Origin of the sequence: Nocardia vinacea, assembly GCF_035920345.1 — a bacterium.
Classification (GTDB): Bacteria; Actinomycetota; Actinomycetes; order Mycobacteriales; family Mycobacteriaceae; genus Nocardia; species Nocardia vinacea_A.
This window is the reverse complement of record NZ_CP109149.1, coordinates 6,229,189-6,253,052: the sequence shown is the minus strand read 5'-3', so window position 1 is coordinate 6,253,052 and position 23,864 is coordinate 6,229,189. Positions and strand designations below refer to the sequence as shown.

At 65.8% G+C, this 23,864-nt stretch carries 20 protein-coding genes; 16 read left to right on the top strand and 4 right to left on the bottom strand.

Annotated elements, in window-relative coordinates; translation table 11 throughout:
* The first annotated feature begins 108 nt into the window (after positions 1-108).
* From uraD to puuE, 9 genes are all read left to right on the top strand, one after another.
* Positions 109-615, top strand: a complete 507-nt coding sequence (gene uraD, locus OIE68_RS28420) for a 2-oxo-4-hydroxy-4-carboxy-5-ureidoimidazoline decarboxylase (protein ID WP_327094120.1) — start codon at positions 109-111, stop codon at positions 613-615.
* Positions 616-691: 76 nt separating this feature from the next.
* Positions 692-1,009, top strand: coding sequence for a hydroxyisourate hydrolase (uraH, locus tag OIE68_RS28415; protein WP_327094119.1), 318 nt, complete (start codon positions 692-694; stop codon positions 1,007-1,009).
* A 7-nt stretch (positions 1,010-1,016) separates the two neighbouring features.
* The gene (gene pucL, locus OIE68_RS28410; RefSeq protein ID WP_327094118.1) at positions 1,017-1,922 is read left to right on the top strand and encodes a factor-independent urate hydroxylase; all 906 of its coding nucleotides are present in this window, start codon (positions 1,017-1,019) and stop codon (positions 1,920-1,922) included.
* A 5-nt stretch (positions 1,923-1,927) separates the two neighbouring features.
* Positions 1,928-3,289: an 8-oxoguanine deaminase gene (locus OIE68_RS28405; RefSeq protein WP_327094117.1), complete on the top strand. Its 1,362-nt coding sequence runs from the start codon at positions 1,928-1,930 to the stop codon at positions 3,287-3,289.
* 515 nt (positions 3,290-3,804) lie between these two features.
* Positions 3,805-4,662, top strand: a complete 858-nt coding sequence (locus tag OIE68_RS28400; protein ID WP_327094116.1) for an FAD binding domain-containing protein — start codon at positions 3,805-3,807, stop codon at positions 4,660-4,662.
* Positions 4,659-7,667, top strand: a complete 3,009-nt coding sequence (locus OIE68_RS28395) for a molybdopterin cofactor-binding domain-containing protein (RefSeq protein WP_327094115.1) — start codon at positions 4,659-4,661, stop codon at positions 7,665-7,667. Before OIE68_RS28400 ends, OIE68_RS28395 begins: the two co-directional genes overlap by 4 nt.
* A gap of 117 nt (positions 7,668-7,784) precedes the next feature.
* Entirely contained in the window at positions 7,785-8,972 is a 1,188-nt protein-coding gene (locus OIE68_RS28390; RefSeq protein ID WP_327094114.1) for a DUF6986 family protein, read from the top strand.
* Between the two features lie 20 nt (positions 8,973-8,992).
* Positions 8,993-10,003 (top strand): allantoicase, encoded by a 1,011-nt coding sequence (gene alc, locus OIE68_RS28385; RefSeq protein WP_327094113.1) that lies wholly within the window; start codon positions 8,993-8,995, stop codon positions 10,001-10,003.
* A 5-nt stretch (positions 10,004-10,008) separates the two neighbouring features.
* Positions 10,009-10,914 carry an allantoinase PuuE gene (puuE, locus tag OIE68_RS28380; protein ID WP_327094112.1) on the top strand — a complete coding sequence of 302 codons (906 nt, stop codon included), beginning with the start codon at positions 10,009-10,011 and terminating at the stop codon, positions 10,912-10,914.
* Between the two features lie 37 nt (positions 10,915-10,951).
* Here puuE and OIE68_RS28375 read toward each other — a convergent pair whose 3' ends face one another.
* The gene (locus OIE68_RS28375) at positions 10,952-12,073 is read right to left on the bottom strand and encodes a lipase family protein (RefSeq protein WP_327094111.1); all 1,122 of its coding nucleotides are present in this window, start codon (positions 12,071-12,073) and stop codon (positions 10,952-10,954) included.
* Between the two features lie 431 nt (positions 12,074-12,504).
* On the opposite strand from OIE68_RS28375, the gene aceA reads away from it, so the two are divergent.
* The 6 genes from aceA (at position 12,505) to OIE68_RS28345 (ending at position 19,768) form a co-directional block, all read left to right on the top strand.
* Positions 12,505-13,794 carry an isocitrate lyase gene (gene aceA, locus OIE68_RS28370; RefSeq protein ID WP_327094110.1) on the top strand — a complete coding sequence of 430 codons (1,290 nt, stop codon included), beginning with the start codon at positions 12,505-12,507 and terminating at the stop codon, positions 13,792-13,794.
* A 371-nt stretch (positions 13,795-14,165) separates the two neighbouring features.
* Positions 14,166-15,035: a 3-hydroxybutyryl-CoA dehydrogenase gene (locus tag OIE68_RS28365; RefSeq protein ID WP_327094109.1), complete on the top strand. Its 870-nt coding sequence runs from the start codon at positions 14,166-14,168 to the stop codon at positions 15,033-15,035.
* Between the two features lie 283 nt (positions 15,036-15,318).
* Positions 15,319-17,625, top strand: a complete 2,307-nt coding sequence (gene metE, locus OIE68_RS28360) for a 5-methyltetrahydropteroyltriglutamate--homocysteine S-methyltransferase (protein WP_327094108.1) — start codon at positions 15,319-15,321, stop codon at positions 17,623-17,625.
* Positions 17,626-17,733: 108 nt separating this feature from the next.
* Positions 17,734-18,153, top strand: coding sequence for a VOC family protein (locus OIE68_RS28355; protein ID WP_327094107.1), 420 nt, complete (start codon positions 17,734-17,736; stop codon positions 18,151-18,153).
* Entirely contained in the window at positions 18,153-18,719 is a 567-nt protein-coding gene (locus OIE68_RS28350; protein WP_327094106.1) for a TetR/AcrR family transcriptional regulator, read from the top strand. Before OIE68_RS28355 ends, OIE68_RS28350 begins: the two co-directional genes overlap by 1 nt.
* A gap of 161 nt (positions 18,720-18,880) precedes the next feature.
* Positions 18,881-19,768 (top strand): LLM class flavin-dependent oxidoreductase, encoded by an 888-nt coding sequence (locus OIE68_RS28345; protein WP_327094105.1) that lies wholly within the window; start codon positions 18,881-18,883, stop codon positions 19,766-19,768.
* A gap of 6 nt (positions 19,769-19,774) precedes the next feature.
* Here the strand turns inward: OIE68_RS28345 and OIE68_RS28340 are convergent, their stop codons facing one another.
* A complete protein-coding gene (locus tag OIE68_RS28340; protein WP_327094104.1) occupies positions 19,775-20,506 on the bottom strand; it encodes a ZIP family metal transporter in 732 nt (243 codons plus the stop codon).
* Positions 20,507-20,668: 162 nt separating this feature from the next.
* Positions 20,669-21,235, bottom strand: a complete 567-nt coding sequence (locus OIE68_RS28335; RefSeq protein WP_327094103.1) for a TetR/AcrR family transcriptional regulator — start codon at positions 21,233-21,235, stop codon at positions 20,669-20,671.
* Between the two features lie 124 nt (positions 21,236-21,359).
* Here OIE68_RS28335 and OIE68_RS28330 point away from each other — a divergent pair, with 124 nt between their 5' ends.
* Positions 21,360-22,643 (top strand): phthiocerol/phthiodiolone dimycocerosyl transferase family protein, encoded by a 1,284-nt coding sequence (locus OIE68_RS28330; protein ID WP_327094102.1) that lies wholly within the window; start codon positions 21,360-21,362, stop codon positions 22,641-22,643.
* Here the strand turns inward: OIE68_RS28330 and OIE68_RS28325 are convergent, their stop codons facing one another.
* On the bottom strand, positions 22,644-23,846 hold the full coding sequence (locus OIE68_RS28325; RefSeq protein ID WP_327094101.1) for an AI-2E family transporter: 1,203 nt from the start codon (positions 23,844-23,846) through the stop codon (positions 22,644-22,646).
* Positions 23,847-23,864: the final 18 nt, after the last annotated feature.

Here is a 23,864-nt window from a genome sequence, read left to right as displayed (position 1 = left end):
GGTTACGGAAAAGTGCTTTGACGTCGACAGTCGGATGCCGGCGACACGCCGGAGGTGATCTATCTCGTTCGAGTGGCGGCCGGGTCGGTCGTATTCGATGCTGGTCCGATGACACCCGACGGGTTGGGCCTCGCGGAATTCAACGCATTGTCCGAAGCGGAGGCGAATGCGGCCTTGCTCGTGTGTTGCTCTGCGCCGGAATGGGCTCGTGCGCTGGTCGCCGGGCGGCCGTACGCGCATATCGATGCCGTATTCGATACGGCCGATGCGGTGCTGGCCGAATTGTCCGAGGCGCAGATCGATCGCGCACTCGACGGACACCCGCGCATCGGCGCCCGGCCCGATACCGCGGAATCGGCGCGCGAGCAGGCCGGCGTGGCCGGGGCGGAGGATGCGGTGCGGGCGGGGCTGGTCGAGGGCAATCTGGCCTATGAGGAGAAGTTCGGCCATATCTATCTGGTGTGTGCGACCGGTAAGTCCGGGGACGAGCTGCTGGAATTGCTCACCGCCCGGCTCGGAAATGATCCGGAGACCGAAAGGCGGGTTATGCGAACGGAATTAGCGAAGATCAATCGGATTCGGTTGGCGCGGCTGTTGGTCGGTGCTGCCGAATGAGCGAGCGCAGCGAGCGAACATTCAACACAGCCACCTCCGTGGCCATGACGGAGCCGAGCGCCGGCGAGGCGCAGTCATGAGCACGATCGGTACACATGTGCTCGATGCCGTCGCGGGTGCGCCTGCGGCCGGAATCGAGGTGGTGCTCTATCGGGACACCGAGGTGCTCGGTTCCGGAACCACTGATGACGACGGCCGGATCGCCTCGCTCGCTGTGGCATTGCCACCCGGCACATATCGGCTGGTATTCGATACCGGCCCTTACTTCGCCGGGCGCAGGGTCGAATCGTTCTATCCGGAGGTCGCCATCACGTTCGTCGTCATCGAGGAGCGGCATTATCACGTCCCATTGCTGTTGTCGCCCTTCGCCTTTTCCACCTACCGAGGGAGCTGAGCCATTCATGGAGCTGACCGGGCCGATCGTGCTGTCCGACAACCGGTACGGAAAGGCGGAGAACCGCATCGTCCGGATCTATCGGGACCAGCCGCGTCACGAAATCCGCGATGTGAACGTATCCACAGTGCTGCGTGGCGATTTCGCCGATGCCTATATCACCGGTGACCAGTCGAAGGTGCTGCCCACCGATACCCAGAAGCAGACCGCCTACGCCTATGCGAAAAAGCCTGGGCTGCAACCGATCGAAGACTATGCGTGCACGCTCGCCGCGCATTTCGTAGACGAGATCGCGCCGGTCGACAGCGCGCGCATCGAGGTCGAGGAGTATGCCTGGCAGCGGGTCACCGTCGACGGCAGCGAGCACGATCACACCTGGGTGCGGCAAGGCTCCGAGGTGCGGACCGCGACGGTCACGGTGTCGGGCAAGGGCGACCGGCAGCAGGCCTGGGTCATCGGAGGGGTGAAGGATCTGGTGATCCTCAAGTCGACCGGCTCGGAATTCGCCGACTTCCTCACCGACGATTTCACCGTGCTCGCGCCGACGCGCGACCGGATGCTCGCGACCTCCCTGGTCGCGCAGTGGCGTTTCGCCGCCACGACCGGCGTGGACTGGGATGCGGTGTACGCGGGCGTCCGGCAGCGGATGGTCGAGGTCTTCGCGACGCTGCATTCGAAGGCTATGCAGCAGACGCTCTTCGAAATGGGCAAGGCCGCGCTCGAGGCCTTTCCGGTGCTCGCCGAAATCCGACTGGCCGCGCCGAACAAGCATCATTTCGACTTCGACCTCGGTCGATTCGGCATCGAGAACCACGGCGAGGTCTTTCACGCCGATGACCGGCCCTACGGACTCATCCATGCCACTGTGCAGCGGGAAGACGCCCCGGAAGCCGGGCCCGCATGGCTACCGTAGGCGTCATGACGACAACGACGGTCATCGACGGGTGCGCCGTGGCGACCGTCGATCCGAACGGCACCGAATACCGTCGCGGGTATGTGACGGTGCAGGGCAACCGGATCACCGCGGTCGGTGCGGGCGATGCGCCCGATGTCGGCGCGGATGTGCACCGCATCGATGGCCGTGGCTGCCTGCTCACGCCCGGACTGGTGAACACCCATCACCATCTCTACCAGTGGGTCACCCGGGGTCTGGCCGCGGATAACACGCTGTTCGAATGGCTCACCACGCTCTACCCGATCTGGGCGGGCATCGATGAAGAGTCGGTTCGCGTCGCCGCGACCGGCGCGCTCACCGCGCTGGCCCGCACCGGCTGCACCACGTCCACCGACCATCACTACGTATTCCCGCGCGCGGGTGGTGACCTGCTCGGCGCGGAGATCGCCGCGGCCGCCGAGGTGGGGTTGCGATTCCATCCGACGCGCGGCTCGATGGATCTCGGGCAGAGTTCGGGTGGGCTGCCGCCCGACGAGGTGGTGGAGACCCTGGATGCCATTCTCACCGCGAGCGCGGATGCCGTTGCACGCTGGCATGATCCGTCATTCGATTCGATGCTGCGGATCGCACTCGCGCCATGTTCGCCGTTCTCGGTGACGACCGAGTTGCTGCGCGAATCCGCCGTGCTGGCACGCGATCTCGGTGTACGCCTGCATACCCATCTAGCGGAGACGATCGATGAAGCGGACTTCTGTGCGGACAAATTCGGCTGTACACCCGCCCAGTACATGGAGCGGCTCGGCTGGCTCGGCTCGGATGTCTGGTACGCGCACGGCATCCATCTGGACGACGCTGCCATCGGCACGATGGCGAAAACCGGTACCGGAGTGGCGCATTGCCCCACTTCGAATGCTCGGATCGGGGCGGGTACGGCGCGCACGGCCGATCTGGTCTCCGCCGGTGTGCCGGTGGGGCTCGGCGTGGACGGCGCCGCCAGCAATGAATCCAGTTCGATGATCGAGGAGCCGCGTAATGCTCTGCTCTACGCAAGAGCCAAGGGTGGGCCGCGCGCAATCAGTACTCGAAAAGCCTTGGAGTTGGCCACGATCGGCGGCGCACGGGTGCTGGGGCGGGAAGCCGAAATCGGGTCGATCGAACCGGGCAAACTCGCCGATCTCGCTTTGTGGCGGCTCGATACGCCCGCACACGCGGGCATCGATGACCCGGTTACCGCATTGATTCTCGGCTCGGCCCCGCCGCTGGCGGCGTTGATCGTCAACGGGCGCACGGTCGTTCGCGATGGCGAGGTGCGCACTGTCGACGAGGAGAAGGTCGGCGGCGAGGTCGCACGGGCACAGGCGGCGCTGGTAGCGAAGGCGGGCTGAGTCTCGGTCCGCGGCCGCCGTCTCCCCTTCGGTGACGGCGGCCGCGGCATCTGCGGGGATCGAGCGTTCATCGGTCGCGATAACGCAAGAGTTGGACAGACCGATCGAGCCGTCTCCGAGGCTGCGGACGTCCAGATGATCGGACGGATACCGGCTGCGGATACCACTCTGCGCTCCGACGCCGCACCGCCTTGCTTCAGCGACGGTTCCAGTCGCGCGATGGCTATATCCGGGTGCGCAACCCGATCGCCGGGCCCGGTCCGTCGTGTGCGGATCGGACCTGACTGGTCTCCGGGGGCAAACGTGTCCGGCGAGTTGCCGCAGTTAAGGCGAATGGCCTGATCAGACGGTATTGCTGGATACTGGAACAGAGATGTCTCTGACTACGCGCTTCGGCGGGCGCGGGTGCTCGATTCGGCGGGTAACGACCGCGCAACCTGGGGCGGGTGTCGCGCAACATCGCGGCAACCCGCGGCTTCTACTGTGGCGGCAGCGGTAGTGGAGCGAGGTGTGGCGTGGATCTGGACACGATTCGGGATGTGGTTGTGGCGCGGGGGCGGGCCGACCTGGCTGTTGTGGGCGGGGGTTGTGCGGTGCTCGCCGGGGGGACGTTCTTGTTCTCGGAGCCGCAGGAGGAGTTGGAGCGGCTGGTCGATATCACGGGGCTCGGGTGGACCGCGTTGACTGTGACGGGGGAGGGGTTGGAGATCGCGGCTACCTGCACATTGGCGGAGTTGGCGGGGGCTGGGGTGGGGCGGGAGTTGGGGGTGGAGATGCTGCGGGCGGAGTGGCCGGGGACGGCGTTGTTCGCCCTGGCGTGTAGGGCGTTGGTGGCGTCGCACAAGATATGGCGGACGGCGACGGTGGGTGGGAATGTGTGCCTGTCGTTGCCCGCCGGGGCGGTGTTGGCGGCGTTGGTGGCGTTGGACGGTGTCGCGCTGGTGTGGTCGCCGGATGGTTCCGATCGGCGGATTCCGTTGCGGGAGTTCGTACTCGGGCCGGGACATAATGTGCTCGGCTCGGGTGAGGTGTTGCGGTCGATTACCGTTCCGACTCGAAGTCTGCGCGCGCGCACTGTCTTCCGGAAGATCGCGCTGGCTCCGCTCGGGCGCTCCGGTGCGGTGGTGATGGGTCGGCGCGAGGTGGACGGCCACTGCGCGCTGACCATATCCGCCGCGACGACCCGGCCGATTGTGCTGGATTTCGATGGGGTGCCCGGCGATGCCGAGGTGCGGGGTGCGATGGCCGCCATCGACCCGACGCTCTGGTTCGACGATCCGCACGGAGCGACGGACTGGCGTTGCCATGTCGCCGGTGTGCTTGCTCGCGAGGTCGCGGCCGAGCTACGCACCGAAGTCGGTGATGGGCAATGAGATTCGAGGTCGACGGTCAGTCGGTGCAGGCCGAACCGCGCCCCGGCCAGTGTCTGCGCACATTATTGCGTGAGCACGGCCATTTCGCGGTGAAGAAAGGCTGCGATGCGGGCGATTGCGGTGCGTGCACCGTGCAACTCGACGGAATCCCCGTGCACTCGTGCATTATTCCCGCCTACCGTGCCGCCGACCGCACCATAACTACTGCCTCCGGTCTCGGCACCCCCGAAGAGCCGCATCCGGTCCAGCAACGTTTCGTGGACTCGGCCGCCTTCCAATGCGGCTTCTGCACCGCGGGCATGGTGGTTACCGCCGCAGGCCTCGGCTGCGGCGGCCCGAACACCCCGGATCTCGAGGCATTGCCGGAGCTCATGAAGGGAAACCTCTGCCGCTGCACCGGATATCGCACCATTGCCGATGCGCTGGGCGCGGCTTCCCCCTCGGACCCGGACACCGTCTCGGCGCGTGGTGCGGAGGCGACCGCACACCTGAACCCCGCTTTGGCCCCGAGTGAACGTGCGACTGCTGGGTCTGAATCGGCGAGCGCCCGAATCCCTGGCATTGGAGATGGGCCACAGATCAGCGCCGATGCCTCGAGCGCGGCTCCCCTGTCGGATCCCGATGCCGTCTCGGCGAGTGGTGCGGGCGCGACCGCATGTCCGAGCCCCAGCAGTAGGGATGGGGCGCAGGTCGACTCCGATGCTCGGCATGTCTCGTCGGACGAGGCCACTGGACGAGCGGGCACCGGCGTCGGCGCACCTGCCGGACCCCGAATTGTCACCGGCACAGAGCCCTTCACCTTCGACGTCAGCCCCGAGGACGAGAACGCACCTCCCACAGCCCCACTGCATATCGCGGTCCTGCCGAGCCCACACCCCCACGCGCGAATCGTATCCATCGACACCTCCGCCGCCGAAAACCTGCCGGGCGTGCATGCAGTGCTCACCTACGCAGACGCTCCAGATATCGCCTTCTCCACCGCGCGCCATGAACTTCGAGTCGACGATCCCGATGACACCTACGTGCTGGATCGCACGGTGCGATTTATCGGACAACGGGTCGCCGCCGTAGTGGCGGAGAGCCTGGATATTGCTCGTGCAGGTTGCCGAGTGATACAGGTCGAGTACGAAATCCTGCCAGCGGTATTCCATCCGGCCGAAGCATTGCTGCCGGATGCGCCGAAACTGCATGGTGGTAAACCGGATTCGGCTCGAATCTCCGATACGGAACGCAATCTGATCGCCGAGATCAACGGCGAAGTCGGTGACGTCGAGTCGGGTCTCGCCGCAGCGGCGCAGGTGGTCAGTGGTGTCTGGAATTCGCCGCGGGCCCAGCACGTACACCTGGAAACCCACGGCGGTATCGGCTGGTTGGACGCCAACGGCAGACTGGTCGTCCGCTGCAGCACGCAGGTCCCTTTCCTGGTGCGCGACGAACTGTGCCAGATATTCGGGCTACCGCGTGACCGGGTGCGCGTATTCGCTAAGCGCGTCGGTGGCGGATTCGGCGCCAAACAGGAAATGCTAGCCGAGGATCTGATAGCACTGGCAGTACTGCGTACCGGCCGCCCCGTACAATACGAATTCACCCGCTCCGACGAATTCACCAGCGCCACTTGCCGTCATCCGATGCGGGTCGCGATCACCGCGGGCGCGAATGCCGACGGCCTACTGACCGCACTGTCGATCGACGTGCTCGCCGATGCCGGGGCATATGGCAATCACAGTGCCGGCGTGCTGTTCCACGGCGTCGGCGAATCCATCGAGGTCTACCGGTGCGCCAATAAGCGCGTCGAGGCGAAGACGGTCTACACCAACAACGTTCCCTCGGGCGCATTCCGCGGCTACGGTCTCGGACAGATCATCTTCGGCGTCGAGTCGGCCATGGATGAACTGGCGCGCGCACTCGATATCGACCCGTTCGAATTCCGCCGCCGCAATGTCATCGTCCCCGGCGACGCGTTCGTCGGCGCGGAAGTGGGCGACAGCGATCTGGACTTCGGCAGCTACGGCCTCGATCAATGTCTCGATCTCGCCGAACGAGCCTTACTGCGCGGCAACGGGATTTGTGCCCCTGGCCCGGACTGGCGGGTGGGCACCGGGATGGCACTGGCCATGATTGCCACCATCCCACCGCGCGGCCACCGCTCCGAGGCGACCGTCGCCCTGCTCCCCGACGGCCGCTACGAACTCCGCGTAGGCACAGTCGAATTCGGCAATGGCACCACAACTGTGCACGCCCAACTCGCGGCGACGGCACTGAACACCGACGTGCGCCGCACAGTGATCCGCCAATCGGACACCGACGTCGTCGGCTACGACACCGGCGCCTTCGGGTCTACTGGCATCACCGTCGCGGGCAAGGCCTCCTACGCCGCGGCCGTGGCACTGCGTGAGCACATTCTGGTCCGGGCCGCCAAGCTGACCGGTCGCGCCGAAGCGGAGTGCGTCCTGGTGGCCGATGGCGTCCGCTGCGGCGATCGGCTGATCGACGCCACTGAACTCTTGGCCGACGGTGAGTTGTCCGGACACGGCGAACACGCGGGCAGCCCGCGCTCGGTCAGCTTCAATGTGCAGGCGTTCCGGGTCGCCGTGCAGCCCGACACCGGGTTGGTGCGCATCCTGCAATCGGTCCAGGCCGCCGACGCGGGCACGGTGCTCAACCCGGTGCAGTGCCGCGGTCAGGTGGTCGGCGGCGCCGCGCAGGCCATCGGCACCGCGCTCTACGAGGACATGCGCTCCGCGCAAGGCGAGGTAACCACACGGACGCTGCGGCATTATCACATCCCGCAGTTCGTCGATTTGCCGCACACCGAGGTCTACTTCGCCGAAACCGCCGATGACCTGGGCCCACTCGGCGCCAAGTCGATGAGCGAATCCCCGTACAACCCGGTCGCTCCTGCATTGGCGAACGCCATCCGCGATGCTGTCGGAGTACGACAGACCGGTTTGCCGATGACCGCGGACCGGATCTGGCGCGCCCTTCAGGAAGGAGACCAGGGGTGAGCACCCAGCGACGTGAGCGTCAGGCCCGGAGGAGGCAGCGTGCGTAACCACGGAGGGCCCGGGAGCGGCGCAAATCGAACTCAGCTACCCGAGAATGTCCGCGCTCGCATCAACGCGATGCTCGACACGGTCGACGCCGAGTTGCGGACCCGGTACCCGGGCCCCGACGGCCGGGTCCAGCCGATCCACACTGCCTACGTCCCGGCCGACCGGGCCACTGCCGCGACCCCCGCCGAATGGGGTGCGACGGCGATCGAGCTACTCGATCGCCACCACGACCTGCTCGCCGGAATCGACCGCACCGCCGCGCTGCCCACCGTGCGCAGCCAACTCGCGCAGCGGCCGATCCAGGATCTGCGCATCGACTTCGAAGACGGTTACGGCTTCCGCGCCGACGCCGAGGAGGACGAGGCCGCCACCGATGCGGGCGCGGCACTCGCCGAGTGGGCGAAGCAACCCGGTGGGCCGACCAGCCTCGGCATCCGGATGAAGGGTCTGGCGGGCACCGAACGCAATCGCGCTCTGCGCACCCTCGAGCTGGTCCTGGATGCCGCGGGCGGTGTGCCACCGGGTTTCGTCTTCACGGTCCCGAAGATCCGTGCGGCGGAACAGGCTTCGGCGTTGGTCGCCCTGTGTGACGGACTCGAACGCGGATCCGGACTCGCTGCGGGCACCCTGCGATTCGAACTGCAGATCGAGAGCCCGCAGGCGATTATCGCCGCCGACGGCAGCGCGCCGATCGCCAAAATGCTCAGTGTGTCCGAAGGTCGTTGCAGTGCTTTGCATTTCGGCACCTATGACTACACGGCCGCGTGCGGTATCGCCGCGCCTGATCAGGCGCTCGACCATCCGGCTGCGGACTACGCGAAGTCGGTCATGCAGGTGGCCGCTGCCCAAACCGGGGTGTGGGTCTGTGACGGCTCCACTCAGATCGTGCCGGACCGCGATCCGGAATCCGCACTGCGCAACCATCATCGGCTCGTCGGCCGGGCGCTGCGCCTCGGTTACTACCAGGGCTGGGATATGCATCCGGGACACCTGATCACCCGCTGGCTGGCCACCTACGAATTCTTCCGTCGCGCCATCGACGTCGCGGTACCCCGTCTGGTCGCCTATCTCGACCGGCGCTCCGGCGGCGTCATGGACGAGCCCGCCACCGCGGAAGCCTTGGCGGCCACCGTCTTACGCGGCGTGAACTGCGGCGCACGCACCGCCGATGAACTGCGTGCGCTCGCGCCGGTACTGACTCCCGAGGTGCTGCGTGCGCTCGTTGCGCGCGCGCCGATTCCGCAGGAGACGCTGTGAACGATTACGCAGGAGGTGCTGTGAGTAGCGATGCCATCGGTGATGATGGTCGGGCGACGGATGGGCGCGACGCCGTGGACTTCACACTGCTGCCGGATCTGGCGGTCCGACAGCTCGGTGGATCGGTCATCTGGGCCAATGACGAATTCTTCGCGGAGAAGGAGAATTTGATCAATCCCGGTCCGTCGGAATACCGACCGTCGACCTTCGGGCACAAGGGCCAGATCTATGACGGCTGGGAAACCCGCAGGCACCGCGGCCGCCCCGGTGACGACTCGGCCATCGTGCGCCTGGGCGTGCCCGGCGTGATCCACGGCATCGTGGTGGATACCGCCTGGTTCAAGGGTAACTATCCGCCTGCGGTGTCGGTTTCCGCACTCGAGATCGACGGCTATCCGCCCGCGGAAACCATTGCCGAGCACGACGATTGGGTGCCGCTGATCGACCGCGCCCCGGTAACCGGCGACAGCCGCAATCCGTTCGCGATCGAGAACGAAAACCGTTGGACCCATGTGAAACTCACCATGCACCCGGACGGCGGCGTCGCCCGGCTGCGGGTACACGGCGAGGGCAGGCCCGACCCTGAGCTGCTCGGTCTCGGCCCGCTGGACCTGGCCGCACTGGAAAACGGCGCCCTGGTCCTCGACTGCTCCAACCGCTTCTACAGTTCGCCGAACCAGCTGCTCTACCCCGGCCTGGCACGAAAAATGGGCGACGGCTGGGAAACCGCCCGCCGCCGCGACGACAGCAACGACTGGGTGCACATCCGACTGGCCGGCCCCGGCCTCATCCGCCTCGCCGAGATCGATACGTCGTACTTCCTCGGCAATAGCCCCGGTTCGGCCCGGCTCACCGGCCGCACCACCGACGGCACCGAACTCGAATTGCTCCCGCGCACCGAACTGCTGCCAGATACCAGGCACCGCTTCGCGATCGCGCCGATGGCGGCCTCGGTCGAGGAGGTCCGCCTGGATATCTACCCCGACGGCGGACTCGCGCGACTGCGCCTCTACGGCGAACTCGGGGGCTGAGCGGCATGGGCGAACGAGATTTCGTCGGCTACGGTGCGACGCCACCGGATCCGCAGTGGCCGGATGGCGCGAAGATCGCGGTCCAGTTCGTCCTCAATTACGAAGAGGGCGCGGAGCACAATGTGCTCGACGGCGATCCGCATTCGGAGACGTTTCTCTCGGAAATGACTCCCGCGCAAGCCTTTCCGAATCGTCACATGAGCATGGAATCGCTCTACGAATACGGCTCCCGCGCCGGATTGTGGCGGGTCCTGCGTGCCTTCGAACGCCGCGACCTACCATTGACCATCTTCGCCGTCGCCCGCGCCATGCAGCGAAACCCGGAGGCGGTGGCCGCATTTCGGGAACTCGGCCACGAAATCGCCAGCCACGGCTTGCGCTGGCAGTCCTACCAGCTCACCGACCGCGACATCGAGCGCGAACATATGGCTGAGGCCGTGCGCATCCTCACCGAACTCACCGGCGCGGCCCCGCTCGGCTGGTACACCGGCCGCGATTCCCCGCACACCAGGGAATTGGTGGTCGAACACGGCGGTTTCGTCTACGACTCCGACTCCTACGCCGATGATCTCCCGTACTGGGTCAGCGTGCACGGCCGAAACCATCTGGTCGTCCCGTACACCCTCGACACCAACGACATGCGCTTCGCCTCACCCGCGGGTTTCCCCACCGGCGAACAATTCTTCGCCCACCTCCGCGACGCCTTCGACGTGCTCTATCGCGAAGGCGCGGAGGGCAGTCCGAAGATGCTGTCGATCGGTCTGCACTGCCGTCTGGTCGGCCGCCCGGCCCGCCTCGTCGCGCTGGAACGCTTCCTCGACCACGTCCAGTCGCACGCCGACGTGTGGGTGGCGCGCCGCATCGATATCGCCGAGCACTGGCGTCGGGTGCATCCGGCGGGTGGCGCCTAGGGGACGGCAGCCGGCGGAGCCGGCGGGGTGGGTAAGTTCAGCCGAACAGATTCCGCACGAACGGCAGCGAATCCGGCAGCGACGCATTGACGGTCCCGCTGTGATCCTCCAGATACGTATGCAGCGTGACCGGCTGTCGATTCGCCTCGAGCACCGCGGCGTACCGCAGCGTCTCCGGTGTAACCACATCGGTGTCGCGCAATCCCTGCCCCAGGAACAGCGGCCTGTCGTAACCGGACTCGGGCAGGCCGAGGTAGCCGGTCAGCAGCCCGTGCAGGTCCGGGATCTCGAGCAGCGGGCGGGAGAACAGGTCACCGATCACCACACCGTCGGCCGTGAGCGCATCGCTGAGCGGGGTGATGCAGGCCTCGCGGGCTCGAGTGAGCCAGTCGCGGCCGGATTCGGTCAGATACGAATCGATATTCAGCGCCGGATGGGTGGTGCGCAGGCCGTTGAGGATGTAGAGCACGTACGCCGACGAGTGCGGCGACAATTTCACCGGCGGCACATGCGGACCGAGCGGCAACAGAATGTCCTGGATATACGCCGGTATGCCGGTGCCGACCGCGCCGCGGTAGTCGAGTTCGGGTCCGCCGAATTCAGAGGCGTAGCGCGCGGTGTAGACGGCAGCACCGGCACCCTGTGACTGACCGACGACCACCCATTTCCTCGCCAGCGACGAGTACTGCCTGGTGGCGGCCCGCACCGCATCGACTACGTTGTGCGCGACCACGACGCCATTGAGATAGGGATGTTCGCCCGGCGTGCCGAGTCCGGCGTAATCCGCGGCGACGATCGCATAGCCCTGCCGTAGCCACGTCTCCAGATACGCCCAGTCCCGCTCGACCGCGCTCGGCCCGGCGATGCTGTAGGCGCAGTCGTCGCCGAGTCCGACCGTGCCGTGCGCCCACGCGATTACCGGCCAACCACCCGCGGGTGGTTCCCCCGGCGGAAAGTAGACCGCGGCGCCGGCCACCGTCGGCACATCGTTCGCGGTGGTCGTCGCGTACAAGATGCGGCTGGAATTCACCGAACCGGGCGGCGTTGCCACCGCAGCCAGCGGCGCGACGGATTCCACCGCACCCGGATCGGCGCTCGCCGCAGGCAGTTGCAGGCCTAGACCACAAACGAGGGCAGCGGCGAAGCACAGTTTCCGCATAAAGGCTCCTCTCGGACGCGGAACGTCTGTCCGCGATGGACGCGTCTGCCAATCGAACCATCGGCGTCCGTTTCGAGGTGGCGGAGGCCACACGGACGCTTGTGAAGGTGCTCACAACCCGGAATGCCGGGCGCGTCGGATGGCAGCCGGTCGGTCGATCGCAAACAGTACGAGCGTTACGCTAAAACCGCATGTCAGCGCTACCGGCGGGTAGGTTTCACGCGTGCAATTCGCAGGCAAATTTCGCAGAGTTAGCAAAGACCGGCCGAAACCTAGCTCGGATTCACACTTGCAACAGGTAGACGGCTATTTCCTGGTGTGCCATCGTGTGGAAGTACACCCCATGGGCCTAGCAAGCCTGCAAATTGCCGCCACAGCAGTTCGAGCGATGCTCGACCGTGGGGCACCGAAACGAAGAAGTGGAGTCAGAGATGTCGAACGTCGGCACCCCGAAGACCGCTGCGGAGATCCAGCAGGATTGGGACACCAACCCGCGCTGGAAGAGCATCACCCGCAACTACACCGCCGACCAGGTGTCGAAGCTGCAGGGCACCGTCGTCGAAGAGGCCACCCTCGCCCGTCGTGGCTCGAAGATCCTCTGGGACCTCGTCAACAACGAGGACTACATCAACTCCCTCGGTGCCCTGACCGGCAACATGGCGGTCCAGCAGGTCCGCGCCGGCCTGCAGGCCATCTACCTGTCGGGTTGGCAGGTCGCCGGTGACGCGAACCTGTCCGGCCACACCTACCCCGACCAGTCGCTGTACCCGGCCAACTCGGTCCCGGCCGTCGTGCGCCGCATCAACAACGCGCTGCTCCGTGCCGACGAGATCGCCAAGGTCGAGGGTGACACCTCGGTCAAGAACTGGCTGGCCCCGATCGTCGCCGACGCCGAGGCCGGTTTCGGTGGCGCGCTGAACGCCTACGAACTGCAGAAGGCCATGATCGCCGCCGGTGCCGCCGGTGTGCACTGGGAGGATCAGCTGGCCTCCGAGAAGAAGTGTGGCCACCTGGGCGGCAAGGTGCTGATCCCGACCCAGCAGCACATCCGCACCCTGACCTCCGCGCGTCTCGCGTCCGACGTCGCCGACGTTCCGTCGGTGATCATCGCCCGCACCGACGCCGAGGCCGCCACCTTGATCACCTCGGACGTGGACGAGCGCGACCGTGAGTTCCTGGACGGCACCCGCACCGCCGAGGGCTTCTTCGGTGTGAAGAACGGCATCGAGCCCTGCATCGCGCGTGCCAAGGCCTACGCCCCCTACTCCGACCTCATCTGGATGGAGACCGGTGTGCCGGACCTCGAGGTCGCTCGCAAGTTCGCCGAGGCCGTCCGCGGCGAGTTCCCGGACCAGCTGCTGGCCTACAACTGCTCGCCGTCCTTCAACTGGAAGGCGCACCTGGACGACGCGACCATCGCGAAGTTCCAGCGTGAGCTCGGCGCGATGGGCTTCAAGTTCCAGTTCATCACCCTGGCCGGCTTCCACTCGCTCAACTACGGCATGTTCGACCTGGCCTACGGCTACGCCCGCGAGGGCATGACCGCCTTCGTCGACCTGCAGGAGCGCGAGTTCAAGGCCGCCGCCGAGCGTGGCTTCACCGCCATCAAGCACCAGCGTGAGGTCGGTGCCGGCTACTTCGACACCATCGCCACCACCGTGGACCCGAACACCTCGACGGCGGCCCTGAAGGGCTCCACCGAAGAGGGCCAGTTCCACTGATACATGGCGGCGCTCCGCGCCGCGTGTTCGCGGCCCCCAAGGCTCGCTTCCGAGCACTCGAGACTCGCGCCTTCGGCGCATGCGCTTCGAGTACTCGGAAGCGAGCCGGCCGCGAACGGGCTCGTCGGGCTCGCCCCGTACGGGGTTACGGAAGCCCTCGACGTCGCCACACCGTGTTTGCACAGGGAATTGAGGTTCCCGACGTGAATACCGCTAATCCTCTACTCCAGTAGGGGTGTACCGCCCTCCCGGCTGAACAGCCCCAGCCGGGAGGGCATCCCTATACCTTGGACCATCGAAGGTCGGCTCTTATCGGAGCGTCCTTCGCCATCAGCCACCCGACAGCCAGACAAAAACAGCAGGAGCGGGACGTGAGCAGCGAGAAGATTCAGCGCGTCGGCATCATCGGTGCCGGACAGATGGGTGCAGGAATCGCGGAGGTGTGTGCGCGGGCGCATATCGACGTGCTCGTCTACGAACAGACTCGGGAGCTAGCCGCGGCAGGTCGCGCCCGCATCCTGCGCTCGCTCGACCGCGGCGTCAGCAGCGGCAAGATCACCGAGCGCGAGCGCGAACAGGCCGCATGGCGGCTGCGGTTCACCTCCGACCTCGGCGATTTCGCCGACCGCCAGCTGGTGGTCGAGGCGGTGCTCGAGGACGAGAAGGTCAAGACCGCCATCTTCTCCGAACTCGACAAGGTGGTCACCGATCCGGACGCCGTGCTGGCCTCCAACACCTCCTCCATCCCGATCATGAAGATCGCTGTCGCCACCGCCAACCCGGAGCGGGTGGTCGGCATGCACTTCTTCAACCCGGTGCCGGTGCTGCCGCTGGTCGAGCTGGTCACCACACTGAAGACCAGTGAAGCGGTATCCGCACGGGCCGAGGGTTTCGCCGGCGATGTGCTCGGCAAGCAGGTCGTGCGCTCGGCCGACCGCTCCGGTTTCGTGGTGAACGCGCTGCTGGTGCCGTACCTGCTCTCGGCCATCCGGATGGTCGAATCCGGCTTCGCCACCAAGGAAGACGTCGACAAGGCGATGGTGCTCGGCTGTGCCCACCCGATGGGTCCGCTGGCGCTCACCGACCTGGTCGGCCTCGACACCGTCAAGTCCATCGCCGACTCCATGTACCAGGAGTTCAAGGAGCCGCTGTATTCGGCGCCGCCGCTGCTGATGCGCATGGTCGAGGCCGGTCTGCTCGGCAAGAAGACCGGCACGGGCTTCTACCAGTACAAGGTCTGATAAGCCGCAAATCAGACAGAGCCGATGCTGTCAGCGGCATAGGCTGTTCAAGACGTGCTGTCGTGGACGCCTGCCACCGTTCGGCACCCACGTGAGCACCACGGAGCGAGTCTTACGAGCGACCCGTTCGCGGCCCGTCTCGCGTCCGAGTCGTCGAAGCGCATGCGACGAAGTCGCGAGTCTCGACGGCTCGGACGCGAGACACCAGGGGCCGCGAACACGCCGCGCCGCAGGCGCGGCAAATGAACACAGCGCAGGTGATCGAAAGGGAGTGGCCCCGCTCATGGTCAACGTTCAGGACGGTTACGGGTCGAGCATTCTCGGCTACCCGAGGATCGGGCCGCATCGGGAACTCAAGCGGGCCCTCGAGGGCTATTGGCGTGGTGGGGTTTCTCGCGACGAACTGCTCGCGGTCGGGCGCGATATCCAGGAGCGGCATTACAACGGGTTGGCCGCCACCGGTCTGACCCAGGTGCCGGGCAACACCTTCTCCTTCTACGACCACATTCTCGACAATGCGCTGCTGTTCGGTGCGGTGCCCGCGCGATTCAAGCCGTACCAGGACGAGCTGCATCCGCTGGACTTCTACTTCCTGATGGCGCGCGGTCGTCCGGATCTGCCGCCGCTGGAGCTGGTGCGGTTCTTCGGTACGAATTACCACTACCGCCAGCCCGAACTCGACGAGAACACCGAATTCTCGCTGCACCCAGAGGCTTTGCTCGACGAATGGGATCGCGCCAAGGCCGGTGATATCGAGCTGCGCCCGGTGGTCGTCGGCCCGGTGTCGCTGCTGTTGCTGTCCAAGGCGGGCCATATCCCCGGTGAGACAGGCGGTTTCGACACGCTCAGCCTGTTGGACAAGCTGCTTCCGGTGTACGAGGAGCTGTTCGAAATCCTCGCCAAGCGCGGGTCCACCTGTGTGCAGTTGGACGAGCCGTGCTTCACCAGCGAGCGCACTCCTGCGGAACTCGCCGCGTTCGAGCGTGCGTACCAACGACTTTCGACCTCGGCGCTGCGGCCACGCATGCTCGTCACCGGGCAGTACGGCGATTTCGGTGAGGCGCTGCGCATTCTGGCCGAGACCAATGTCGAGGCCATCGGCCTGGATCTGGCCAGTTATCGGATCCAGCCGGAAGAGCTCGCCGAGATTCCCGGCATTCGACGTAAGCGCTTGTACGCGGGCGTGATCAGCGGTGTCAATGTCTGGCGCGCGGACCGTTATGTGACACTGGAATACCTCAACGAGCTGGCCAAGGTGTGCCCCGATCTCGTGGTGTCCACCGGCACGACGCTGCTGCACGTGCCCTATGACGTGCTCGCCGAATACGATATCGAGGGCAATGTCGCGGACCGCCTAGCCTTCGCCAGGCAGAAGGTGGGCGAGGTGGTTTCGCTCGCCAAGGCACTTACCGAGGGGCCCTCGGACAAGTGGCGCAAGCGGCCCACCGAGGTGCACTTCAAGCAGAAACACGCGGTGCGGCAACGGGTTTACGCGATCACGCCCGATATGCGCTCGCGCGAACCGTACGAGGTGCGCCGCGAAGCACAGCAGCGCAAGCTGAATCTGCCGCCGGTGCCCGCGACCACGCTCGGTTCCTTCCCGCAGACGAACAAGATTCGTCAGGCCCGCTACGACCTGGGCCAGGGCAAACTGTCCTACGACGAATACCGCAAGAAGATCGAGGCCGAGATCGAGGCCACGATCCGCCTGCAGGAGGACATCGGCCTCGATGTGCTCGTGCACGGTGAGCACGAGCGCAACGACATGATCCAGTACTTCGCCGAGCTGCTCGACGGCTTCGCGACCACCCACTTCGGCTGGGTGCAGGTGTACGGATCCCGTTGTGTGCGACCGCCGATCATCTATGGTGACGTTTCACGGCCCGCGCCGATGTCGGTCGAGTGGATCAGCTATGCCCAGTCGCTGACCGATAAACCGGTCAAGGGCATGGTCACCGGTCCGGTCACCATGATCGCGCGTTCGTTCGTGCGGCAGGATCAGCCGCTGTTCGAGACCGCTGATCAGGTCGCGCTGGCCATTCGCGATGAGGTCGTGGATCTGGAACGGGCCGGGATCTCGATCATCCAGGTCGACGAGCCCGCCATTCGCGAGCTGCTACCCATGCGTCCGCAGGGGCGCGCCGAATATCTGCGGTGGGCGGTCGCGGCATTCCGTCTGGCCACCTCTGGTGTCAAGCCGGAGACCCAGATCCACACGCATATCGGCTATTCCGGTCGCACAGAGGTGGTCGACGCGATCGAGGAGCTCGATGCCGATGTCACCGCGATCGTGGCGACCCGCTCGATCGAATGGGTGTTGAAGGCGCTCAGGGAAGACTTCGCATCGGGTCACGGCCTGAGTCACGGCGTCGGTCCCGGTGTCTACGAGAGCCGTTCGGCGCGGATCCCGGATATCGATGAGCTCGACGAATTGCTCACGGCCGCAGCCGAAGCCGTTAGTCCGGAACGCCTGTGGGCGAATCCGGACGGCGGACTCAAGACCCGGCACTACTGGCAGCTGGAGCCCTCGCTGCGCAATATGGTCGCGGCCGCGCGCCGTGTTCGTCGGCGGGCAACGCCGACGGAGTAATACCGAAGACGAAGGCCGCCGCCATGTCTCGGACGTGGCGGCGGTCTTTGCGGCTCGGGTGATGGATGCCATATCAAATCGGTACAGTACGTACTGTATCGTTGAGATATGGCTGAGCAGACATGGCCCGAGTCGTTGCCGGTGGTCCAGGTTCGAATTGCCAGGCCCACCGATCGGTTGGTAGAGGTCGTGCGGTTCTACGTCGAGGGGTTGGGACTGCGCGAGCTCTACCGATTCGAAAATCACGCGGGCTACGACGGCGTGATGCTCGGATTGCCCGGGACCGGATATCACCTGGAGTTCACCACCCACGTGGACGGAAGTCCCGGCGATGCGCCGAGCGCGGAAAACCTGCTGGTGCTCTATTTCTCGACCGAAACCCAGATGTACGACGTCGCACAGCGCCTCGGTGAATTCGGGGTGGAGCCGGTGCCCGCCGAGAATCCGTATTGGGCGGCCAACGGCGGCTTGACCTTTCCGGATCCGGACGGTTGGCGAGTCGTTCTGATGCCGCGTCCGGTGTTCTGATGCCGGGACGCACGCGCGACGACCGCATCGACACCGCGGTACTCGCCGCAGCGCGAGAGCTGTTGGACGAGAACGGTTATGCCGAACTGTCCATCGGCCAGGTGGCGGCCAGAGCCGGTCTGCACCGCCCGGCGATCTACCGCCGCTGGCCCTCCAAACGCCACCTCGTTGTCGATGTCGTCGCCGACCTGCTGGGTTTGCAACCAACACCGAACACCGGTGACCTGCGTGCCGATCTAACTATCGCGATGCGCAATCTCGTTGCCGCACTATGCGATACCTCGCTGAGCCATGTGTTGCCCGCGTTGGTAGCGGATCTCGCCAACGACCCGGATCTACGCGCGCATTTCCTGGCGACGGTCTTCGAACCACGCAGGCGAACCACCGCGATCGCCCTGGAGTCGGCAATCCATCGAGGCGAGATCGATCCGGGTATCGATCTCGATTTCGTCCTCGACACGGTCGCCGCCCCGATCTACTACCGCGCCCTCTTCGGCCACCTGCCGCTGACCGAAACCCTCGCCGACCAGTCGGTCGATGCTGTGCTGCGCGCAATCGCTCGCTGACCGGCCGAGTCTCCGCCGGAATCGGGGGGCGACTGTCGATGTTGATCTGATGGACCGGGCAACTCGTCCACCAACCAGGCACCGGGTGTACCGGGTGCGCGGTGAATAGACAGGGAGCCCGGCGTCACCTCTATCGGGACCGGAATCGGGAGCCAACGCCCATGCCTTTGGAAGAAACAGTCGGTGAGAGCAAGAGCCTTCGGCTCGGTATCGCACCGCATGGGTTATGGCCCGGGAAGGCCGGCGAACTCGACGATATCGTCGAAACCGCGCGTACCGCAGAGCAATTGGGCTTCGACCACATTGTCGCCGGCAGTCATGTGCTCGCCGGTGACCTGGGTGTCACACATGAGCCGCTGATCATGCTGTCGGCCATCGCGGGTGCGACCTCGCGCATCGGCATCGCGACCAGCGTGCTGATCCTGCCGCTGTACAACCCGGTCGTCTTGGCCCATCAGACCGCGACACTCGACCGACTGTCCCGTGGGCGATTCACGCTCGGCATCGGAACAGGCTGGGACCGTGCCGAATTCGATGCGGTCGGGGTTCCGTTCGAGGAACGCGGCAAGCGCACGGGCGAGCATCTGGAAGTACTGACATCGTTGTGGCGGGGTGAGTCCGAGCCGCGAATCGGTATCGCGCCGCGCACTGTCGGTGGACCGCCGGTGTGGGTCGGCGGGCAGAGCGATGCCGCACTGCGCAGAGCCGTGCGCTTCGGCAGCGCATGGCACGGTCCGGTCGCCGATCCCGCCGAACTGCACCGAATCCGCAAACGTCTCACCGAACTCGCCGAAGCATCCGGTATCGAGCGGCAGCTGCGACTGACCTCGGTGGCCTTCGTGGTCCCACCCGGATTCACCGCCATCAGCCGTGATCCGGGGCGGCTGCTCGGTGGCGGGCAGCCAACGGCCGCAAGCATTGTCGATGAACTCGGGGTCCTGCACGAGGCCGGACTCCAGGCCTGCTCGATCTGGCTGCCGGTACCCGGTCCCGCATTCGCGGACGCCATGGCTTGGGTGGCTCGAGAGGTGCTGCCGCAACTCGGCTAACGCTGGTCAGTGGCTGAGCGCGGCCACGACGAGCATGAACGTCGCGCCGGTGACGGTACAGGCCAGGGTCAGGCGAGACGGGTGTTCGGCGTGGGCCTCGGGGAGGATGTCGGCGGTGGCGAGGTAGAGCAGGAATCCGGCGAAATAGCCGAGGTAGAGGCCGACGGTCCCGGCCGGAACCTGGATGACGGTGCCGATTACCGCACCGATGACGGGGGCGATGGCGTCCAGGGCGAGCAGGATCAATGCGCGTCTGTGGGCAGAGCCGTACAGCCTGGTGATGGTGAAAGTGTTGAAGCCGTCGGCGAAGTCGTGACAGATGACGGCGATGGCGACCGCGATGCCGACGGTGGCTCCAGCTTGGAAACCCAATCCGATGCCGAGACCGTCGAGGGTGCTGTGGAAGATCAGCCCGGCCGCCGCGACCAGCCCGACGGATTCGAAACCGTGCTTGTGCGAACCGAATTCGCCTTCATGGCCGGTATGGATGGCGACCGCGCGCTCGATGACGTGGATGGTGACAAAGCCGCCCACGGTGGCGACGAGCGCCGCCGGGACACCGAGCACGATATCCCCCGACTGCTCCAATGCCTCCGGCAGCAGGTCGAAGAACACCACACCCAACATGACCCCCGCCGCCAGCCCCAGCACCAGATGTTTGCGGTCGCCGATCCGCACCGCCACCAGCCCGCCGACCAGCGTCGAGCACATCGATACCAGCGCAAGCAGAATCGCCATCGGTCCAGCATCTGTCACCCGCCGCCAGCGCGATGCGATATTCGCGCAGCCAGTTCGCTGGGTGTTCGCGATGTCGGCCCGACGCGGTGGTCGCTATTCGGGCGCGCAGAGCGCGCCCGGAGCGGGACCACCCGGAAGCACGCCTAGGCGACGATGCGGCGGCTATGTCCCGCCGTCAGCTGGGAGCAGGGTGGCGAGGGTGCGCAGACCCGCGGTGATATCGGTGGCGGTGGGGGCCTGGTCCGGGTCGACCAGGTGTTGTATCAGCAGGCCGCCGATCATGGTTTGCAGGATGGCGCCGATGCGCGGGTCCTGCGCACCAGGCCCGAAAAAGTCGGATAGTCCGTCGCGTGCCTGCGCCTGCGCGGTGCCGAATTCGGTGCGCAGTTCGGGGGAGTGCAGCGCCTGCGTCAGGCTTTCGGCATTGGCCGACCAGAGGGCGCGATTCTCGGTGAACGAGGTGATCAACTGGTGCAGGAAATCGCGCAGGCGGGCGGCCGGATCCTCGGCATCGTGCGCGGGCAGTGATTCGAGGATCTGCTGTACCGCATCCGCGCTCGATTCCATCATCGCCTGGTTGAGCAGTTTGTCGCGCGTGCCGAAGTGGTAGTTGATGGCGGCCAGATTCGTGCCGGAGGCGGCCACGATATCCCGCACGGTCGTGCGCGCATACCCGCGTTCGGCCAGGCACTGCTTGGCTGCGGCGAGCAGATCTTCTCGGGTTCCCACCCTATCAGCGTGGCATACATCTGTTTGTGACACGTATTTCAAACAAGTGTTTGTGACAAGCGTTTGAAACATCTGTATGTTGAGGGCGTAACCTGCTCCACCACACGGAAGTACGAGACGACCAATGACCGCACAGCGACCGATTTCTCCGTTCGAGCTGACCTTCTTCGGCTCCGAAACCCGACTCGGCAGCGTGCCGACCGGCGGTATGCCGCTGTTCATCGGTTCCACCGTGCATGGACTGCTGGATGTCGAGATCCTGCGCCGGGTGCTCGACGAACTCGCTGCCCAGCATCCACTGCTGCGCAGCAAGCCGGTGGCCGATGCCGACGGCACGCTGTATCTGCGCCGGGACGACGCCTACCGGCCCCACCTCGAGATCACCGACGGCGGTGAAGCCGAGTACCTGAATCTGGTCAACGGACCACGGGATTGGCGCGACGGCCTGTTCCGCGCCCATCTGCTCCGCGACGGCGACCGCGATCAAATCGTCCTGGTCATCCATCACGGAATCGCCGATGGCAGATCGGCTTTCGCGCTGCTCGCGCAGCTGTGGCAGCGCTACACCGCATGTGCGACGGGAACCGCACTGCCGCAGTCGGATTTCGATCAGGAATTGCCCGAGGGCATCGATATCCAACTCGCCGCGGTGGTCTCGGATGTGGAGGTCGCCGAGTCGCTTGACCAGATCCGGACGGTGGCCTCGCTGGTAGGGCCGGAATCGGCTCCGCGCACCCTACCGATCGACGGGAGCGGCGACGATCCACTCGGCCGGTTCGCGGTGCAGCGAATCGAACTGGATACCAAGGAAACCCAGAACCTGGTCGACGCCGCTCGTGCGCGCGGGCTTTCGGTCAACAGCCTGCTCGCCGGCGCCGCACTCGTCGCAGTCCGCTCCCAACTCGAACCCGCGACGGGAACGCTTCCGGTGTTTTGCGGCCACGCGGTGGATGTGCGATCCGAGCTGAACTTGCCCGCGCACGCGATCCTGAATTGCGCTTCCGGCGCGGGCACCCCCGCGCTCGTCGCCGAGAACGCGGGCCCGATCGAGGTCGCATACGAGGTGGCCGCGGGCATGGCGGCCGCACTGGAGCAGCGCCAAGCTCCCATATTTCTACTCGCCTCGCAGCGCGTCCAGGACGAGGCGACCGCCGCGATCTTCGCGGCCTCGCCGACCGTCGCTATCTCCAATATCGGTCGCCTGCCAGCACATTCGATCCCGAACGGTATCCGTCACATTCGCGACGACGTCTACGCCATGGGCCCCGGCATGCCGCCGAAGCTCACCGTCTTCACCATCGGCGGACGCCTGACCATCCAGGTCGAGTACGACACCGTCCTGCACAGCCGCGCCCAGATGGGCAAGGTCAGCTTGGCGCTGATCGATGCACTACAGCGGATTGAATGATCACTCCGGTGGCCGACCGCTGCCGCTGAGGCGAATGGTCAACTGGCGCAACCACTTTTGTTGCTTCTTCGGCGGCCCCTCGGGCGTTTCGGTATTGCTGTCCGCCTCGACCTCATAGCGACGGATGTAGGCGCCCGCGAATGCCTGCACCGTCGCGGTGACCGGAATCGCCAGCAGCGCACCGGTCGGCCCGAGTATCGCCGCACCCGCTATGACCGCGCCGAATGCCACGGCCGGATGCATATCCAGCGTGGTCGCGGTGATCCTCGGTTGCAGGACATAGTTTTCGAACTGCTGGTACACCACGATGAAGCCCAGAATCCACAGCGCGGTGGACGGTCCGTGCACCAGCGCGACCAGCACCGGCAGCGCACCGGCGAGATAGGTGCCGACGGTCGGAATGAACTGCGAGACAACACCGACCCACAGCGCGAGGGCGAATGCGGACGGCACATCGAGGATGCGCAGTGCGACATAGTGCGCGATCGTCGAGCACAGTGCGAGCAGTCCGCGCGAATAGATATAGCCGCCGGTCTTGTCGACGGCGATATCCCAGGCGCGCAATACATGTCGCTGGCGGTGTGGCGGCAGCAGCGAGCAGACCGCATTGCGGAAGCGCGGTCCGTCGGCGGCGAAGTAGTAGGTGAACAACAGCACGCCGAGTGCCTGGAAAATCGCACCGATCGCGGCGGTGCCGACGCCCCAGGCATTGCCCGCCAACCCGACCAGATAGCCGTCGATGGTGGAACTCCAGTCGCCGAGGTACTTCTGGATATCGCTGCTGGACAGATCGGCTTTGAAGGTGCGATTCACCCAGTCGACGGCCTGATCCGCATGTTCGGGCGCGTTCTTGACCAGGGTGGTGACCTGATCGACCAGCAGCGCGCCGAGCGTCCACACGAATGCGGCGGTGCCGACGGCCAACACTACGAACACCACCCCGGTCGCCAGTCCGCGCCGGACACCGCGCGCCGCAAGCCAATTCACCGCCGGCTCGATGGCGAAGGCCAGGAACAGCGAAACCAGCAGCACCAGTATGAAACCCTGCAGTTTCTGCAGAATCCAGAAGCCGCATACCAGCCCGGCCACCGTCGCCGCCGCGAGCAGGAACGCCCGCAACAGCCACGGCGGCGGCCCCGCGGTCACATCGGCGGTGACCGCCGCCGTTTCGGCGGGTGGGGATTGCTCTTCATCCGCAGACACATCGCCAAGCTACTGAAC